This is a genomic window from Tenacibaculum profundi (assembly GCF_057162725.1).
The window spans coordinates 2130841-2148526 of sequence record NZ_CM169894.1 but is presented as its reverse complement, the minus strand read 5'-3'; the positions used below and the strand labels follow the sequence as shown (position 1 = coordinate 2148526).

At 31.2% G+C, this 17686-nt stretch carries 15 protein-coding genes; 8 read left to right on the top strand and 7 right to left on the bottom strand.

The window, feature by feature from the left end:
• The first annotated feature begins 1 nt into the window (after position 1).
• From trmB to AC2GW8_RS08730, 7 genes are all read left to right on the top strand, one after another.
• Positions 2-673: a tRNA (guanosine(46)-N7)-methyltransferase TrmB gene (trmB, locus tag AC2GW8_RS08760; protein WP_440879496.1), complete on the top strand. Its 672-nt coding sequence runs from the start codon at positions 2-4 to the stop codon at positions 671-673.
• Between the two features lie 67 nt (positions 674-740).
• Positions 741-1097: an MGMT family protein gene (locus AC2GW8_RS08755; protein WP_440879495.1), complete on the top strand. Its 357-nt coding sequence runs from the start codon at positions 741-743 to the stop codon at positions 1095-1097.
• Between the two features lie 134 nt (positions 1098-1231).
• Positions 1232-2362 (top strand): Mrp/NBP35 family ATP-binding protein, encoded by a 1131-nt coding sequence (locus AC2GW8_RS08750; RefSeq protein ID WP_440879494.1) that lies wholly within the window; start codon positions 1232-1234, stop codon positions 2360-2362.
• Between the two features lie 96 nt (positions 2363-2458).
• On the top strand, positions 2459-2695 hold the full coding sequence (locus AC2GW8_RS08745; RefSeq protein ID WP_440879493.1) for a NifU family protein: 237 nt from the start codon (positions 2459-2461) through the stop codon (positions 2693-2695).
• Between the two features lie 176 nt (positions 2696-2871).
• Positions 2872-3927 carry an NAD(P)/FAD-dependent oxidoreductase gene (locus AC2GW8_RS08740; RefSeq protein ID WP_440879492.1) on the top strand — a complete coding sequence of 352 codons (1056 nt, stop codon included), beginning with the start codon at positions 2872-2874 and terminating at the stop codon, positions 3925-3927.
• Positions 3928-4001: 74 nt separating this feature from the next.
• On the top strand, positions 4002-4925 hold the full coding sequence (locus AC2GW8_RS08735; RefSeq protein ID WP_440879491.1) for a sterol desaturase family protein: 924 nt from the start codon (positions 4002-4004) through the stop codon (positions 4923-4925).
• Positions 4926-5129: 204 nt separating this feature from the next.
• Complete coding sequence (locus AC2GW8_RS08730) at positions 5130-5465, top strand: 2Fe-2S iron-sulfur cluster-binding protein (protein ID WP_440879490.1); 336 nt, start codon at positions 5130-5132, stop codon at positions 5463-5465.
• Positions 5466-5524: 59 nt separating this feature from the next.
• Here AC2GW8_RS08730 and AC2GW8_RS08725 read toward each other — a convergent pair whose 3' ends face one another.
• The 7 genes from AC2GW8_RS08725 to AC2GW8_RS08695 form a co-directional block, all read right to left on the bottom strand.
• A complete protein-coding gene (locus AC2GW8_RS08725) occupies positions 5525-6040 on the bottom strand; it encodes a flavodoxin (RefSeq protein WP_440879489.1) in 516 nt (171 codons plus the stop codon).
• A complete protein-coding gene (locus tag AC2GW8_RS08720; RefSeq protein ID WP_440879488.1) occupies positions 6037-6702 on the bottom strand; it encodes a class I SAM-dependent methyltransferase in 666 nt (221 codons plus the stop codon). The genes AC2GW8_RS08725 and AC2GW8_RS08720 overlap by 4 nt, the downstream gene beginning before the upstream one ends.
• A 26-nt stretch (positions 6703-6728) precedes the next feature.
• Positions 6729-8786: a PepSY-associated TM helix domain-containing protein gene (locus AC2GW8_RS08715; protein WP_440879487.1), complete on the bottom strand. Its 2058-nt coding sequence runs from the start codon at positions 8784-8786 to the stop codon at positions 6729-6731.
• A gap of 6 nt (positions 8787-8792) precedes the next feature.
• Positions 8793-9095, bottom strand: coding sequence for a hypothetical protein (locus AC2GW8_RS08710; RefSeq protein ID WP_440879486.1), 303 nt, complete (start codon positions 9093-9095; stop codon positions 8793-8795).
• A 384-nt stretch (positions 9096-9479) separates the two neighbouring features.
• The gene (locus AC2GW8_RS08705; RefSeq protein ID WP_440879485.1) at positions 9480-12104 is read right to left on the bottom strand and encodes a TonB-dependent receptor domain-containing protein; all 2625 of its coding nucleotides are present in this window, start codon (positions 12102-12104) and stop codon (positions 9480-9482) included.
• A 282-nt stretch (positions 12105-12386) separates the two neighbouring features.
• Positions 12387-13652, bottom strand: a complete 1266-nt coding sequence (locus AC2GW8_RS08700) for a DUF4374 domain-containing protein (protein ID WP_440879484.1) — start codon at positions 13650-13652, stop codon at positions 12387-12389.
• A gap of 16 nt (positions 13653-13668) precedes the next feature.
• Positions 13669-15990: a TonB-dependent receptor gene (locus AC2GW8_RS08695; protein WP_440879483.1), complete on the bottom strand. Its 2322-nt coding sequence runs from the start codon at positions 15988-15990 to the stop codon at positions 13669-13671.
• Positions 15991-16327: 337 nt separating this feature from the next.
• On the opposite strand from AC2GW8_RS08695, the gene AC2GW8_RS08690 reads away from it, so the two are divergent.
• Positions 16328-17485 carry a homogentisate 1,2-dioxygenase gene (locus AC2GW8_RS08690; protein WP_440879482.1) on the top strand — a complete coding sequence of 386 codons (1158 nt, stop codon included), beginning with the start codon at positions 16328-16330 and terminating at the stop codon, positions 17483-17485.
• Positions 17486-17686: the final 201 nt, after the last annotated feature.

The window sequence follows — 17686 nt, the reverse complement described above, 5'->3', positions numbered from 1 at the left end:
ATTGGGAAGTAAAAATAAGCTAAAACGTTTTAAAGAAAACGAAACATTTCAAAATGTTTTGCAACCAAGTAGAGAAGAGGTTGTTACTGGTTTTGAATTAAAAGGAAAATGGAATTCTTTCTTTAAAAATGACAATCCTATTGTTTTAGAGCTAGGGTGTGGTAAAGGAGAATATACAATTGCTCTTGCTAAGAAAAATCCAAGTAAAAATTATATAGGAATTGACATAAAAGGAGCTCGTTTCTGGAGAGGAGCTAAGACGGCTATAGAAGAGGAGATGAAAAATGTTGCTTTTATTAGAACACAAATAGAATTAATTGATTTTATTTTTGGGAAAAATGAAGTTTCAGAAATTTGGATTACTTTCCCAGACCCTCAAATCAAATATAAAAGGACTAAACACCGTCTTACAAATACTACCTTTTTAAAGAAATATCATCAAATTGTAACTGAAGAAGGAACGATCAATTTAAAAACAGATAGTGAGTTTATGCATGGCTATACTTTAGGATTATTACATGGAGAAGGCCATGAAATATTACATTCAAATCATGATGTTTATAAGAATCATTATTCCCCTGAAGAGGTTATAAACACTCAAACTTTTTATGAAAAACAATATCTAGATCAAGGAAAGCCTATAACTTATATTAAATTTAGAGTGAAATATTAGAAATATGCTTTTAAAGATATCTTTATAAATTTATATTTATTTTATCTTTTTGTAATATCTTTAAAATATGGGAAAATCGGATAGTTTTTTTGATAAGGTATATCGTGTTGCTCTCTTAATTCCTTTCGGAAAGGTTACAAGCTATGGAGCTATTGCCAAATACCTAGGGGCCACTAGGTCTGCACGAATGGTTGGGTGGGCAATGAATAATTCGCATTCTCATACAGATGAAATTCCAGCACATAGAGTTGTAAATCGTAAAGGAGTTTTAACAGGAAAACATCATTTTCAAGGAATAAATTTAATGCAGCAATTATTAGAAAACGAAGGTATTTTAGTAGTTGATAATCAGGTGCAAAATTTCGAAGAAGTATTTTGGGATCCCTCAGAAAACTTAGATGATTCAATTTTAATGGATCTTTAATAAGATCTTTTTATTAATCTATAAATTTTGATAATTCAAACACTTTAAAATCTAAGTGTTATGCCGTATCTTTGTTATTGGTTTAATAGAACAGTAATAAGCATAGTGCAAATTACGCAAAGTGAAAAGCATAAATGAGTTTTAAGAAACAAGACATATATACAGCGTTAGAAAAAATAACGGCACCAGGAGAAGGAAAAAACTTAGTTGAAAATAACAATATAAATAATGTTGTTGTTTTTGGGGAAGAGGTTGTTGTAGATGTAGTTATTAGTAATCCTACATTACAAGCAAAGAAAAAAGTAGAGGTTGAAATTATAAAAGCTATTCACGAGCATGTTAACCAAAAGCTTGAAGTTAAGGTTAACGTAAAAGTAGAGGTTGCTCCAAAAGAGAACCCAAATCAGATACGAGGTAAAGAAATTCCAAATATTAAAAATATCATTGCTGTAGCCTCTGGAAAAGGAGGTGTTGGAAAGTCTACTATTACTTCAAATTTAGCAGTTTCTTTAGCAAAAATGGGCTTCAAGGTTGGAGTACTAGATGCAGATGTTTATGGGCCATCTCAGCATTTAATGTTCAATGTAGAGCAAGAAAAGCCTTTGGCAACTAATGTAAAGGGACGATCAAAAATGAAGCCTGTAGAGAATTATGGAGTTAAACTTTTATCCTTAGGGTTTTTTACAAGTCCAAATCAGGCCGTTATATGGCGTGGACCAATGGCCTCCAAGGCATTAAATCAGTTAATATTTGATGCAGATTGGGGAGAATTAGACTTTCTACTAATTGATTTGCCACCTGGGACTGGTGATGTACATTTATCAATTGTTCAAGCTGTTCCTATTAACGGAGCAGTTGTAGTTAGCACGCCACAAAATATTGCATTAGCAGACGCGAAAAAAGGAGTCGCAATGTTTCAGCAAGAAAGTATAAATGTTCCAGTACTTGGAATTGTTGAAAATATGGCCTATTTCACACCTGAAGAACTTCCTAATAACAAATATTATATTTTTGGACGAGAAGGCGCTAAGAACTTGTCAGAAGATATAGGTACAAGTTTTTTGGGTGAGATACCACTTGTTCAAAGTATAAGAGAGGCCGGTGATGTTGGTCATCCAGTAGCTTTACAGAAAAATACATCATTATCTGAAGCTTTTGAAAGTGTAACAAAAGAAATGGTATCACAATTATTAAAGAGAAATGCAAATCTACCACCAACAGAAGTTGTAAGAATAACAACAATGAGTGGTTGTAGTACTAAATAAAGCGTATTTTTATAAATACTATTAAAATTTGTTTAACAAAAATTCAAATACCCAGTTTGAATTGCTTCTTGTATGAGGAGGTTAAATGGGATGTTTATGGCATCAGCAGAAACTAAAAATAATGTAGAAAAAGCACTAGAAGAAATTCGTCCTTTTTTATTAAGCGACGGTGGAAATATTAAACTTTTGTCTATTGAGGAAGATACTGTAAAGGTTCAGTTGGAAGGAGCATGTAGTGGATGTTCGGTAAATCAAATGACTTTAAAGAATGGTGTAGAAGCAACAATAAAAAAGCATGCTCCAGAAATAAAAGAAGTCATTAATATAGCATAATTCTTCTTGATTTTTTGTAGAATTGACTATTTAGAAAAAAGTTTTTTTACGGAATATTAGCGACGAATATTTATTTGTTGCCTCTTTGAAATAATTAAATTTATTTCCCAATAGTTATGTTTTATATTTATTAAAGTGTAAATCTCGATGTAAAAAAGAATATTTTAGGATAGCAAATGATTAAAACAGATATATTAATAATTGGAGCAGGTCCTACAGGACTTTTTACGGTCTTTGAAGCAGGATTGCTCAAATTACGTTGTCATCTTATTGATGCTCTTCCACAACCAGGAGGTCAGTGCTCTGAAATTTATCCCAAAAAGCCAATCTACGATATACCAGCTTATCCAGAGATTTTGGCTGGAGACTTGACTGATAAATTAATGGAACAAATTAAACAGTTTGAGCCTGGTTTTACTCTTGGAGAAAGAGCCGATACTATAAAAAAACAAGAAGACGGTACATTTATTGTTACCACAAATAAAGGAACAAAACATCATGCTCCAGTAGTTGCGATTGCTGGTGGCTTAGGGAGTTTTGAACCTAGAAAGCCTCCAATTCCAAATATTGCAGATTTTGAAGATAATGGGGTAGAGTATATGATCAAAGAGCCAGAATTGTATCGAGGTAAAGATGTGGTGATAGCGGGTGGAGGCGATTCAGCACTAGACTGGTCTATTTTTTTGACAGATATAGCGAAGTCAGTTACTTTAATTCACCGAAGAAATGAATTTAGAGGAGCTTTGGATTCTGTAGATAAAGTTCAGGAGTTGAAAAATGAAGGAAAAATTAACTTGATTACACCTTCAGAGGTAAAAGGTATTTTAGGAAAAGACAGTTTACAGGGGGTTATTATAGAGAAAAAAGGGGAAGAACCGTTTAACTTGAAAGCGGATCACTTCATAGCACTTTTTGGCTTAGCTCCAAAATTAGGACCTATTGCGAATTGGGGGTTAGAAATAGAAAAAAACGCGATTAAAGTAAATAATGCATTAGATTATCAAACAAATATCCCAGGAATATATGCAATAGGTGACGTGAATACATATCCTGGTAAATTAAAATTGATTTTGTGTGGATTTCACGAGGCAACTTTAATGTGCCAAAGTGCTTATCAACGAATTTACCCAAACAAAAAGTATGTCATGAAATATACTACTGTTGGAGGAGTTCAAGGTTTTGACGGTACTAAAAAAGAGGCGCCAAAAGCCGTTGTAAAAGCAATAAATTAGGGTATATTGAGGTTTTTAATAAATATAATATGGTTTTATTAAAATAGTAAGTAACTAATAAAAACAAGAAGAGTTTGGATATTATTGATTATGTGATAGAGCTTTCTCAAGATAAATTATTATACTTTGCATTGCCTCTTTTTTTGTTATGTTTATTTGTAGAATATCAATTTGCAAAGGAAAAATATAATATTAAGGATACTGGAGTATCGCTTATGATGATGATTTTTTCATCTATAGTAGAGTTTATTCCAAAAATTTGTGCTTTTATTATATTTTTCTATTTACATCAAATAAGCCCATTAAGAGATGTTATTGAACGTCAATGGTGGGTGTGGTTTTTATTATTTTTTGCAGATGATTTTTCTTATTATTGGTTTCATCGATTAAATCATGAGATAAGGTTGTTTTGGGCAGGTCATGTTTCTCACCATTCTTCAGTATATATGAATTTTGGAACTGCATTAAGACAAGGAGTAGGAGAACGTATTCATAAATTCTTTTTTTGGATGTGGATACCTCTTTTAGGAGTTGACCCTTTAATGATTTTTACAATGATGGGCGTAAGTCTTGTATATCAGTTTTTTGTTCATACAGAATTAATTGATAAGTTTCCAAGAGTTATTGAATTTGTTTTCAATACTCCTTCTCATCACCGAGTACATCATGCTTCTAATATTCGATATTTAGATTGTAACCATGCAGGGGTCCTGATAATATGGGATCGTTTATTTGGGACTTTTTCCAAAGAACTAAAGGGGCTTGATAAACCAAGATATGGGTTAACAGAAAATATAAAAACATTTAACCCACTAAAAGTAGCTACTCATGAATACATAGCTATTTGGAAAGACGTCAAAAGATCAAAAAGGTTGAGTGATAAGTTAAACTATATTTTTAAATCACCAGGCTGGAGTCACGACGGTGATGATAAAAGAGCAAAAGTGCTAAGAAAAAAATTACAAGAATACGAAGAAGCAACTCAGATTCATCTTTAATAAAAAGATTTTAGATGGACTTGTAAAGTAGTGTTTTTATCTTATTTTTAATAGAACTTTTTCCTTGAAAAACATTTCAAAATACTTTTAACCATTATTAAATCTCATTGTATCGTGAATAAAATTTCGTTGCTATTTTACCTATTTTTGTAGGTGTGTTTGTTTGAAAAACACTTTTAAAAAAGAACACTAATAATTATTTTCATGGATAGTCAAGACATTAAAATTAAAATCACGGATAGAGAAGGGGTTATACATGAAGTTATAGCTCCTACTGATATGGCAATGAATTTAATGGAAGTTGTTAGGTCGTACGAATTAGCCCCAGAGGGTACCATAGGTATTTGCGGAGGAATGGCTATGTGTGCATCTTGTCAATGTTATGTAAATTCAGACCACCCATTACCTGAAATATCAGATGATGAAGACGCAATGTTGGCAGAAGCTTTTGATGTGAGAGAAAATAGTAGGCTTGGATGCCAAATTCAAATGACCACTGACTTGGATGGATTACAGGTAGAGTTAGCACCAGAGAGTTAATTTAACAAAACGCTAAGGTATGTGTATAATAATACGATGTAAAAATATATTATAAAACCTTAAATTGATTCAGATTCAAGTTGATTTAGCCAATTTTTAACTCTTTCTTGTGTTAATTCAGGTTGGTTATCCTCGTCAATAGCAAGTCCGTAAAATAAATCTTCATCTTCTATTTTTGCTTTCGATTCTGTAAAATCATAACCCTCTATAGGCCATTTTCCTATAATTTTACCGCCATTTTTTAGAATTACTTTAGCTAACATTCCAACACCGTCAATAAAGAATTCTCCATAACCATATTGATCACCTAACCCAAACAAAGCAATTGTTTTCCCTGTAAAATCAATAGTTTGAAATTCGTCAAAAAAACTTTCCCAATCACTTTGAAGGTCTCCATCATACCAAGTAGACAAGCCTAAAATTAAAAATTCAAATTTTTCAAAGTCAGAGGCTTTCACATTACTAACTTCAATTACTTTAATATCTGAAGATTTCCACTCATCTACTATATTATGTGTTATTTCTTCAGTCATCCCAGTGTCTGATCCGTATATTAATCCAATTGTTTTATTCATGACTTATGTTTAAGTATTGCTATTGTAAATTGTCGATTAACTAAATTACCTGTTTTACTTTTAATTTTTTCTATTTTTTTCACTGTAGAGGCTATTTCAAGAGTTGAATTCTTAATTAAGAAAAGAATGTCATCAATATTGTATAACTTGAACTTTTTTCTCACAAAAGGGAGTGTTTCCATAAATTCTTTATTAGCAAAGGTAATAATCAAAGTACCGTTTTTTTTTAAAACTCTTGCTATTTCATATAGCAATTTTTGTGGTTTTTCCCAGAAATACAGAGTGTTTACAGTAAGTATTTTGTCTACACTTAAATCGGCAAGTGGTAAAGATTTTCCATCATATAAATCAAACGAAACACGAGTGTGATCTGATGTGATTTTTTGATTTTCAGCTTCAATTTTCATAGTTTTCGATATTTCTAAACCGATAAAAGATAAAGATGAAGCCTTTGACAGTAGGTAATTAATATGACCACAGTTCCCATGACCTATCTCTAAAATTAATTCTTTATCACGAATATTTAATAAATCAATAGAAGACTTGGTCATGCTGATGTTCGTTTTATGCATCATATCAGCTACTTCTTTTCCTATCTTGCCATCAGGACAACTTAGTTGTTCTTCTAGTTCAATAAGCTTTTTTTCTTCACTGGGATTCATTTTTTTGATTTTGGATAGTATTTAATTTACGAGTTTCTCCAATTATTTATCGCTTTTACTAAAAAGGTATTAGCAACAACAAGTAATACAAGTATTAGTATTTCTGAAATATTGGAAGCTTCGTATATAATTGCGGTAATTACGTGATATACATTGAATATGCCCAGTATGACTGACCAAATAAGAGAGGCCCAAACAAACCATTTCTTTGAAATTTCAAGACTCAGTAGTCCAAAGGTTAGTGCAAGACCTTCCATTAAAATTCTCCATTGATGTGCCCAAAAGGGAGTTTCGCCTGTAGCCCCTTCCATTAGTAGAGATTCTTTGAAATAAATAGTTGCTAATCCATATATATGATGAAATATGAATCCAATAGCTATGAATATCCATAAAAGTGAAATTTTAATTCTCATTGGAATATGATTTTTAGTGTTATTTATAGTTTTTTTTTGAAGATCTGTATTGTTTTTATCAATGTCCTCTTCTATTAATGTTTTTAAGTTTTTATAATCTATTGGTGTTTTGTGATAACTACTTTTTGTTTTTATATTCGGTCTAATTTTTGAATAGCTTAACAAGCTCAGCGAAGAGATGATGATCCAGATAAGATCAACTAGTAAGATATCATATTGTTTGCTAAGAAAAGAAATCCAAATCCAGTTACCAGAAACAACACCATTACTAATTGGGACAAGAATTCCCAATACCCCTCCTAAAAGTAAGGTTGATTTATTAGTGAAATAATTATCTCGTTTAAATCTATAAAAAAGAATAAATAGCAACCATGTTAAAAAATAGAAATAATAGATAGCGTTTTGTTTATTTGATAAATAACCACTTGTTACTTTCACAAATAAAAAGGCAAGGGCTGTTACAGGTAAAAGAGATAAGCATACAGCGATATATATATGACCTATCTTAGCAGTATATAGACGTTGTCTTAAATTTATACTTTTTTTATTTCTTGCCTCCACCCAGATTAAAACTCCTGTAATAATAACAAAGCAAGTAATCAACGCTAAGATGAAATAGATAATTTTAATTGATAAGCCACCAAAATCTCCAAAATGCAGTTTTTCCATGGCTCTTTGAATATCTACTATATATTCTGGATTATATGGATTTTTCTCAATTTCTAATTGTTTATTTTTGACATGGTAGCTAACAAGACCTGTTCCAATAAATCGTTTTTTACTATCTAATTCTCCAGTCACTATGTACTTCATATTGGAGCCTTCATAGTTTTTTATATAAACTTTATTTAAATTAAAGTTATCCCACTGACTATTTGCTTTTTTAATAAAAGCATTAAAGTTTGGAATGTTTTCTTCAAGAGATGAAACCCAAGCATGGTTTTTCATAGCGGGTTGAAGATTTTCCAAAAGTTTTTCTTGGTTCCCGTTGTATAATATTTTGGCAGGAATCAAAACAAGTATTCCTAAAGCAAAATAGGCTCCGGTTAGGGCAAAAATAAACTGAAAAGGAAGTCCTATAACTCCGAGAGCCGTATGCGCATCAGCCCATACTTTTTTTAGAATGGTTTTAGGGTTAAAATTAAAAAAGTCAGGTATTATTTTTTTCCAATGAACTATTACTCCTGTAATAATGGCAAATAAAAAAAAGAAAGAAACGAGTCCAGCTAGATATAGACCAATAGTTGGAATTTGATAAAAAAAATGTAAGCGATATAAGAATTCGCCAAGGCTATATTGTTGATTGTAAGTTTGAGTGCTACCAGACTTTATATCGGTATAGAAATAATGAGCTATTTTTCCTTTTTTAGATGAAGTAGTATCCTTACTTGGAGATAAATAAACATATATTTGGTCTGTATATTTTCCAAGATGCATTTGAATATCCCTACCTTTTAATTCATAGTCATCATTTAAATTACCAAGTAATTTATTGAAGTTGATATTTTGTCTTTCAGTATAGCTTAATGGTTTTCCTTCTTCCCAAAATTGAATTTCCTCTTTAAAAAGAGAAAAGGCTCCCGCAAAAAACATTACATATAGCGCAATACTAATTATAATTCCACTTACTGTATGCGTGTTAAAAAAGACATTATAATTTCTCCTACCCATTATACATTATAAAAAAGGGTTGTTTTTATTAGCGAAAAAGTACAACAAGTATAAAATTACTATTGTAACTCCGTATATAATCCAAACTGTCCAACCATTATTAAATAAATAAGGAATAATTAACAGTATACACCAAATAAGAAATAATGAAAAGGTAGAAGTTACAATTATTTCATTATGCAAAGGTATTTGTATGGCAATAAACATATGTAAGAGAGCGGTAATTGTGTATCCTCCTATAATTCCAGCAGATAATTTAGCAACTTTTTGCCAAGGTGATTGTGTAAGATATTTTGGGTTAGCAGGCATAATTAAAATATATTTTCAAAAATGAAACTAATGATTAAAATAAATACTACGCCTAAAACATTTACTTTTCTTATTGGTATAAGCAAAATCATCAGACTGAATAAAGTTATTGTTAAAAATAGCCAAGTTAAAATACCTGATGTTACCCCAAATATTAAACAAGCGAAAAAAAAAGCTATTATTAGAAAGGTAAAACCTACCATTCTCGATGAATTTTTATTTTTTTGTATCCAGTTTAGAAGATGATTTGTTTGGGCTAGTGGTGTTTTCTCTGAAGTACTATAAATTAAGTAGCAACTTACGGTAGTAAATGTAATAAAAAGGCTAATCATTTTCTTGATTTATATAATAAACTCCGAGCATATTGCTCGGAGTTTATTTTTGTTAAAATTTATAGGAAAGAGTTCCTAAAAACGCACGAGTAGCTTGTGCATTTACTGTTCCCCATCCATTATAATAAACTTTATCAGTAAAATTATTTACTTTAAGTCCAATTCTAAATTTATCAGTATCATAATATGCTCCAGCATTAAATATAGTATAACTTGGAAGTGTAAATTGACCGCTAATAGTATTGTTGATAGTATGATGTTCTGATGCTCCATTGAAACCAGCACCTAAGCCAAGATTCTCTAAGAAACTTCCTTCTTGGAACTTATAGTCGGCCCAGAAATTGTAAATTGTTTGAGGACCGGCCTCCTCCGGTCTTCTGTTTAATAACTCAGTAACATATCTTTCGCCAAATTCACTGGTAGGGTCTGTTATTTGGGTATCATTATACGAATAAGAAGCTCTTAGGTTAAGCCCATTAAAAGGGTTTGCGTTCATTTCAAGTTCTATTCCTTTGCTTACGATTTCTTTTAGATCTATTTGACTTAAACTTACAATAGCCTGTGGATCTGTCGTTCTTATATTTTTTGCTATAATATGGTAATAACTAGCTCCAAAGTTCAGTTTTCCATTAAATAAGTTGGTTTTAACCCCTCCCTCAAATTGATTTGCTTTAACAGGTTTGAAGTTATCCGTACTTCCATCTGTGTATATTACAGGATCTACATTGGTAAATCCAGTCTGATAATTGGAGAAAAGAGATAATTTTTTGGGAAGTACTTGGTATATGATACCTGCTTTAGGTGAAAAGGTTGTCTTAGTATAATTGTCATACATGATTGCTTCGTTTCCATCTTGTTCAAAATGATCTAAACGTAAACCTAAATTTAAGGTTAAATTATCGGTAACATTTAGTACATCAGAAACATATAAAGCATAGGTTTCTGAGTTTGTTTTTACATCATTGACTGGTGTCTGAGTGAATATTTGGTCCAAACTAATTTGAGATGGAGAATACTGTGCTTCAGGTGTGAAACTAGTATTTAAAACATTACCCTGTGCATCGATAAAAGCGTCAAAATATGGAAACGCTGTAAACTGATTTGTTATTTGTTGCGCAACTTGTTGTTGTCCTATTGCTCCTAATGTAGTGAATAGCGCTGGAAAGTTTGATGTAGTTGTTATGATAGGGTTTCCAGATTGATTTTTAAAGTGTTGTGACCTGTTTACATAATCTAAACCAAAAACTAGCCTGTTTCTTAGGTTTCCGATTTTAAAGTCTCCAATAAAGTTTTGTTGGAAGTTATAATTTGAAGCGTTGGCATTGCGTTTATCGAAAAATCTTGTGAAAGCCTCACTTTGTAATAAGCCTTGTGCTTCCTGTAGCATAGGTCCTACGGTAGGTGTTAGAATAGGAGCTAATTGAGGGTTTTCTAATAATGGTTGCAAAGCCAATAGACCTAATGCACCACCATCAATTTGATATTGGTAGTAACCGTTTGCCTCTGAGTAGCTACTTGCAAAAATTGATTGAGAAGTCCATTTATCTGAAATTTTATAATCAATAATAGTCCTTGTGTTAAACGTAGGACTCGTCAAGTGTATATCATTTGATGTAAATGATTTTTTTGGATTTATATTTAATTCTTCAATATTCGTTGCGATTAATGGTACCCCTCTTCGTAAGAATAACATGGAAGGGTTTGTTTGTTTTGTTCTAGCATATTCAAGACCCAAAGAAATATTTAATTTATCATTTATTGAATAAGAAATAGATGGGGCTACAAAAAATGTTTTTCTAAAACCAGCATCTTGAAAACTATCTTGTGTTAAATATGAAGTGTTTAACCTAAAATAAGGTCCGTTTTTTCCTCCTAGTGGAGTGTTAATATCGGCAGAAACTCTATGTGTTCCAAAAGACCCGCCTGTATAAGAGATACTTCCTCCAAATCCTTTAAATGGTTTTTTAGTAACGATGTTAATAAGCCCCCCAATAGAGGTTTCAGTGCTACCAAATAATGTAGCAGAAGGACCTTTAATTACCTCTATTCTTTCAATATAAGATGGATCTACCGCACTTAACGTGAATCCCGGCATACCATCAACAAGTTTTGGTTGCATAGCAAACCCCCTCGATGTAAAGTATCCTGTTCCTTCACCAGGTGCTCTACCAGTGGCTTCCCATAATTTACTTAATCCAGTAGCGTTTTTTAAAGCATCATCTAAATTAGTTATTACCTGAGAATCTAATAATTCAGAAGTAACAGTAGTATAAACTTGTGAATTTTCTAGATCTTTTAAGGGAAGTTTTGAAACATAGGCAGTTTGTTTACGAGAAAATTTGTTCTTTCTACTTGTAACCTCCACCTCTTGAAGTAATTCGTTTCCTTCATATAATGTGATCATTAATTCATCAGCAGGTATTTTAATATTAACTACTTTCGTTTTAAAACCTATAAATGATAGTTTAATATCTTGTGGTCCATTAGGAATGTTTTTGATTTCAAAATGACCATCAATATCTGTTTGTGTTCCAAGATTCATACCTGTAATTGATATGTTAACATTTGGAAGAGGTTCGTTGTTGTTGTCTACAACTGTGCCCTTTATTGCCCCCCGCTGAGCTACAGCGCTTGCCATCATAAAAAAAATTGTGATGGCATTTAATAATCCTTTCATTGTTTTTATTTAGATTTAATAAAAAATTTTATTTTGCAAAAATACTGCATCATTACATAAAAACAAAAGTTGTTTAGATTAATTTTAAATAATAACCGTCTTTTAATGAGATATTTTCATTTTTAGTTGTTGCCTGATAAAAAACATTAAATACCTAAGCGTTTAATATTAATTCTCAAAAAAAGCCCTGAAATCAATTCAGGGCAAGGGAAATAAAATGAAGTTGGATTCCAATCTTTATAGATTAAGAATCGCAAAATCGGGGATTAAAGGAATTGGGAATTATTGAGTAAGTTTGAAAATACCTTTTAAACTTTTTCCATTTACTTTAGCTCCTTTGGTAGCTGAAGCGGTACTGGGATCTACAATATAAACTCTCGTTTCTTGGTCATTTGAAACACTTATAAACGCTTTATTATTTTCTTTAAAAATCGGAGAGGTATATCTTTGTCCATGCGGATTTGGAACCCCTTTTACATTGGTAACTGTTTTTGCATCGAGATCGATAATCACTAATTTAACAACATCTAGTCTGGTATACGCCTCCCAGTGATCATCTTTAACGGAATCGTCGATTATGATTCTAGCAATAGCTTTACCGTTTCCAAGATAGTCCATCCAAAATATTTTACCGCCATTGGGAGCATTTTCTACATCAAAAAAATAATCAGCATCAAATTCTGTAGTATTATTTTTTATTTTTAAAATACCAGAAGGTTTACTTGCAGCTGTAAACCCAGCGCTTAAAGCAGAAGAGGAAAAAGAGTAAATATCGTTATTTTCTGTTTTAATAATACCTGTAGTATGCCCGTTGGTACCTATAGGGCTTGTCCGGTTGTCAGTTATTATTTTTTCTAATGTAAACTCTGGATAAGAAAATATTGCCACATAAGCTCGGTCTGTATCTGGAGTTTTATAACTGCCATCGGCAGTCCACTTGTGGTAGGAAATAAATAGTTTGTTTTTTAGTTGTACCATGCCTGTAATCCATGGAATTGATTCAGTGTTACTTGGTTTTCCGTCACCTCTGTCGATATCAACTTCATGCTCAACAATTCTTTCTATTTTTCCTGTTTCATTATTGACTATGTGAAATCTTTTTTTTTCGAATCCACTATAGGATAGTTGTACGGCAATTAGTTTATTATCTTCTGTATTTGCATAAGTATCTAAGGTTTTGTTAAAAGTAAACTTTGCTTTTTCTGCTAGTACTTTGTTTTCATTAATTGCGTAGCTTACGCAAGTAACATCATCAGAATATCCAGCTGTATATAATACGTTACTAGATTGATAAAAAAAACGCCATCCAATTTGTGGTATTCCTTTGTTTTCTGCATCAATAATTCCGCTTGATAAATCTTGAATAGAGGATAGTTCTACAAGGTAATCTACAGGTGCTTCCAGACCGATCGGATTGGCTTCTAAAGCTACAAGATATTTTGTGGTGGATGCTATTGAGGGGCGATTTGCTTCTTCACTATTACAACTAATTAGTCCTACTGAGAAAGCTAATAAGAAGCTTTTTATATATTGATTGAGTTTATACATGATTATATGATTTAATTTATGGTATTGCATAACGAAGCTTCACGTAGTAAGCACGTCCTGGTTGTTGAATTCTAAAATTGTCATATAAGCGTTCATTGGTAAAATTACTGATTAGTAATGAAACGTTATATTTTCTTTTTTGAAAAGAATAGCTGGCTTCAAAATCTTGTGAAAATTGACTAGGGATTAACTTTCTATCTCTCTCATTACCTAGTTTGTAAGACTGTAGGGGGTAACCATCCACATATCTACTATTCCAATTCAAGTTTAGTGAACTGTGATCATTAAAAAGAGAATTAATATTATAGTTTAAACGAATGTTTCCATACAATAACGGTATGTTAGGTATTCTAATTTTTATATTGTTTTGATCTTTTTCAGTAATTTCTTGCTTGGTAATATTAGCCGATAGCTTCCAGTTTTTATAACTATATTCAGACTCTAGCTCAAAGCCAATGATTTTTGAATTAGCTTTATTTAAATATTTTGAAAATAAGGCTTGTGCTTGCAGAATAATCATGTTTTTTGCATCACGATAAAATCCATTAGCAGCAAAATTAAATTTAAAACCTTTAGTTTTTGTAGTACGATATGAAAGACCTAAATTGTAATTATGACTTTCCTCTGGAATCAGTTTTAGATTTGTAAGCAATAAATTACCGTTTCCAAATATTTCATACCCTTCGGGCAAACGATATGCTTTTTCAAAAGAGGTTTTTACGGTTAATTCTTGTACTGGTTGAAATCTTGCTGCAAAGCCACCCCCTATTTTATTATAAAAATTATTTTCAGGGGTATATTTGGTTGGGTCAGATTCATTCTTGTAAATAGCATTGATAATTCCATAGGTTTCCATATTAAAATACTTCGCAAAAAAAGTGGTTTTTATAGAACGATCGAAAAAAATAGAATTAAAGGATAGACCAAGGACGTGTTTACTTAGTTTATGCGGATCTGTAAAAGGCACTCTAGAAGTAGCTATTGGGTCTTTACCTTTTCTCAATAAGTAATTTTTAGTATAATTCATAACAATATTCTGTTTCCGTGTAAAATGGTATTTTATTAAAGAGTTGAATATATGTGACTCGTCTTCGATTCTAAATAAAGATTTTGGGCCAATTTCTCCAGTAGCTGTATTACTATTTTCAGGCGCTTTATACCAGTAGAATTTTTTAGAAACGGTATCGATTAATTTTGCGTATTTTTTAAAAGCAGTAGCGTATATTTTAAGATAAAGTTTTTTTTTAAAAATTTGGTCGTTTTCATAGTTTAGTGAAACTTTATTTAATATTTCTTTTGTTAGAGCACCTCCATAAGGTTTTTGTGGGTCTAATGCGTGTTGAATTTCATTTCTATTAGAAGAAAAAACACCACCCAATATCAATTTTTTGGCAAAGTACCTGTTTTGATAGCCTAGGTTTATTTTTATCATATTGGAAGCATAAGCATCATGAAAACGTTCAACATTATCAATTGTACCATTAATATTACCTAAGTTATCATAAGTGTCAATGTTATCTATGGTAAAGTTGTTGTCAGAATAGTTTATAAAAGAAGTAATTTTAGCGGTAAACCCATTATTTTTATTGTAATGTTGACCTAAAAAAGATAATACATGGGTATTGAAAGATCCTGTGCTATATGAAAAATCTAAATAATCATTAAGTTGATGATTAGATACTATATTGATGGCTCCGCCAAGGGCATCAGCACCAAGTTCAATGGGTATTACACCTTTATAGATTTCTATATGATTAATTAGGTTTGAAGGAAAATTATTTAAACTTAAAGAAGAGCCTAAATTGTCCATAGGAATTCCATCGATAAAAAATTTAATCTGTTTACCAGAAAGCCCATTCATGGATAATGAAAAAGAAGAACCGACACCTCCTGATTGTCTTATATTAATTCCAGAAATGCCTTTTAAAGCAGTGTTGATATTCGTATTTGAATTTTTTAATTGTTTAGTTTCAAGGAGTGATACTTCAAATGCTTTTTCTTTGATTTTTTCTATGTTTGATTTCGTTTTGATTTGAACTTCATTCAACGAAATATGGTTTTCTTCTAGCGTAATGTTGAAATGGTTTTTATGTTTTCTTAAAAGAACATCTTTCGTTTTGTAACCTAAAGACCTTACCACCAAGGTTGTGTATTTAGAGTCAAAAAATAGCTCAAAATAACCGTTTAAATCAGTATTGGTTCCTATATTTGAGTTTTTAATTTTGATATTAACTCCAGAAATAGGTCTGTTATAAATGTCTTGAATTACTCCCGATATTTGTCTTTGAGCAAAATTAGATGTAGTAAGAAAACATAACAAAATAAAAGCCCTTTTCATTTATTTAGATTTAATAAAAATAGCAAAAATAAGAATCGGTTTTTGTTTGTCAAAATTTATTTAGAATTAATTTAAATAATAACTACTTTTTGATTTTTCTTGTTAGCTTTCTTTTATTTGGCGTGGTTTTATTCGGAGTACACCATTTTACCATTAAAATGATACTTAAGAACTCTGAATAAATATGTATATTTGTAAAACGACATAAAATTATGATGGTTTGTAATGTAAACGAAGGCTTATTATTACTTCTAAAATTTTTTATCAAAAGAAATCCAGAGTAACCTCGATTTAAAGAACTAATAATGAAAAAAAATAATCTTTAAATCGAATAATTATGCCTTTTTATCACAAATTAGGAAAAATTCCACCCAAACGCCACACTCAATTTAGAAAAGAGAATGGTGATTTATATTACGAACAGCTTTTCGGTACTATAGGATTTGACGGAATGTCAACGAATATGTATCATAACTACAGACCAACAATGGTCAAAAAAATCGAAAAGCAATATAGTGTTAAGCCTAAAATAGCTAAACCCAATAACATCCAATCATTTCGTTTTCGAGGTTTTCAAGTACCTCAATATGACGATTATCTTGAGAGTAGAAAAGTTGTTCTAACTAACAATGAATGTAATATAATTTTATCAGCACCTAGAAAATCAACAAAAAATTATTTTTATAAAAATACGGATGCTGACGAGGTTATATTTATCCATAAGGGTTCTGGTAAACTTCGAACAATATTGGGTAACATAAAATTTAAGTATGGAGACTATTTAGTAATTCCTAGAGGGGTAATATATAAATTAGACTTTGATGACGAAGATAACCGATTATTTATAATAGAATCTTATAGCCCAGTTTATACTCCTAAAAGATATAGGAATTGGTTTGGTCAACTTTTAGAACATTCTCCATATTGTGAGCGAGATATTCGAAGACCTGAAGAGTTAGAAACTCATGATGAAAAAGGAGACTTTTTAATGAAAATTAAAAAGAAGGATGAAATTATCGAAATGGTATATGCATCTCATCCATTTGATGTGGTTGGTTATGATGGATTTAATTATCCTTATGCCTTTTCAATTCATGACTTCGAACCAATTACAGGTAGAATACATTTACCCCCTCCAATTCATCAAACTTTTGAAAGTGCAGGTTTTGTAATATGTAGTTTTGTACCTAGGTTATATGATTACCATCCAGATTCAATTCCAGCACCTTATAATCACAGCAATATTGATTCAGATGAGGTTCTTTATTATGTAGATGGAGATTTTATGAGTAGAAACGATATTGCTCCTGGCCATATTTCATTACATCCAGCAGGAATTCCACATGGCCCTCATCCAGGTGCAACTGAAAGAAGTATAGGTGAAACAGAAACAGAGGAGTTGGCGGTAATGGTAGATACATTTAAACCATTAATGGTAACGGAAGAGGCAATGAAAATAGCTGATGACGACTATCATAAATCTTGGCTAGAGTAAAAGATGGTACTTGCAGAAAAGTTAAAATAATTTACAGTACAAAAAATATAACTTAGCGATAATGATTTCTCTTATTTAAATATAAGAGACAAAAATTAAGGTGCTTTAGGCTAGTTATTCCTAAATTTTGATAGTTATATTTCTGTTAATTAGTGAATTATTTTTTGTAAATTACAATGCTAGTTTACTCAAAAATATTAG

What these genes read in the sequence shown, in the direction of transcription:
- AC2GW8_RS08730 (WP_440879490.1), top strand. Translation starts at nt 5,130, where the DNA reads ATGGATAGTCAAGACATTAAAATTAAAATCACGGATAGAGAAGGGGTT.
- AC2GW8_RS08745 (WP_440879493.1), top strand. Translation starts at nt 2,459, where the DNA reads ATGGCATCAGCAGAAACTAAAAATAATGTAGAAAAAGCACTAGAAGAA.
- AC2GW8_RS08720 (WP_440879488.1), bottom strand. Translation starts at nt 6,702, where the DNA reads ATGAATCCCAGTGAAGAAAAAAAGCTTATTGAACTAGAAGAACAACTA.
- AC2GW8_RS08710 (WP_440879486.1), bottom strand. Translation starts at nt 9,095, where the DNA reads ATGCCTGCTAACCCAAAATATCTTACACAATCACCTTGGCAAAAAGTT.
- AC2GW8_RS08740 (WP_440879492.1), top strand. Translation starts at nt 2,872, where the DNA reads ATGATTAAAACAGATATATTAATAATTGGAGCAGGTCCTACAGGACTT.
- AC2GW8_RS08705 (WP_440879485.1), bottom strand. Translation starts at nt 12,104, where the DNA reads ATGAAAGGATTATTAAATGCCATCACAATTTTTTTTATGATGGCAAGC.
- AC2GW8_RS08700 (WP_440879484.1), bottom strand. Translation starts at nt 13,652, where the DNA reads ATGTATAAACTCAATCAATATATAAAAAGCTTCTTATTAGCTTTCTCA.
- AC2GW8_RS08715 (WP_440879487.1), bottom strand. Translation starts at nt 8,786, where the DNA reads ATGGGTAGGAGAAATTATAATGTCTTTTTTAACACGCATACAGTAAGT.
- AC2GW8_RS08750 (WP_440879494.1), top strand. Translation starts at nt 1,232, where the DNA reads ATGAGTTTTAAGAAACAAGACATATATACAGCGTTAGAAAAAATAACG.
- AC2GW8_RS08725 (WP_440879489.1), bottom strand. Translation starts at nt 6,040, where the DNA reads ATGAATAAAACAATTGGATTAATATACGGATCAGACACTGGGATGACT.
- AC2GW8_RS08690 (WP_440879482.1), top strand. Translation starts at nt 16,328, where the DNA reads ATGCCTTTTTATCACAAATTAGGAAAAATTCCACCCAAACGCCACACT.
- AC2GW8_RS08695 (WP_440879483.1), bottom strand. Translation starts at nt 15,990, where the DNA reads ATGAAAAGGGCTTTTATTTTGTTATGTTTTCTTACTACATCTAATTTT.
- AC2GW8_RS08755 (WP_440879495.1), top strand. Translation starts at nt 741, where the DNA reads ATGGGAAAATCGGATAGTTTTTTTGATAAGGTATATCGTGTTGCTCTC.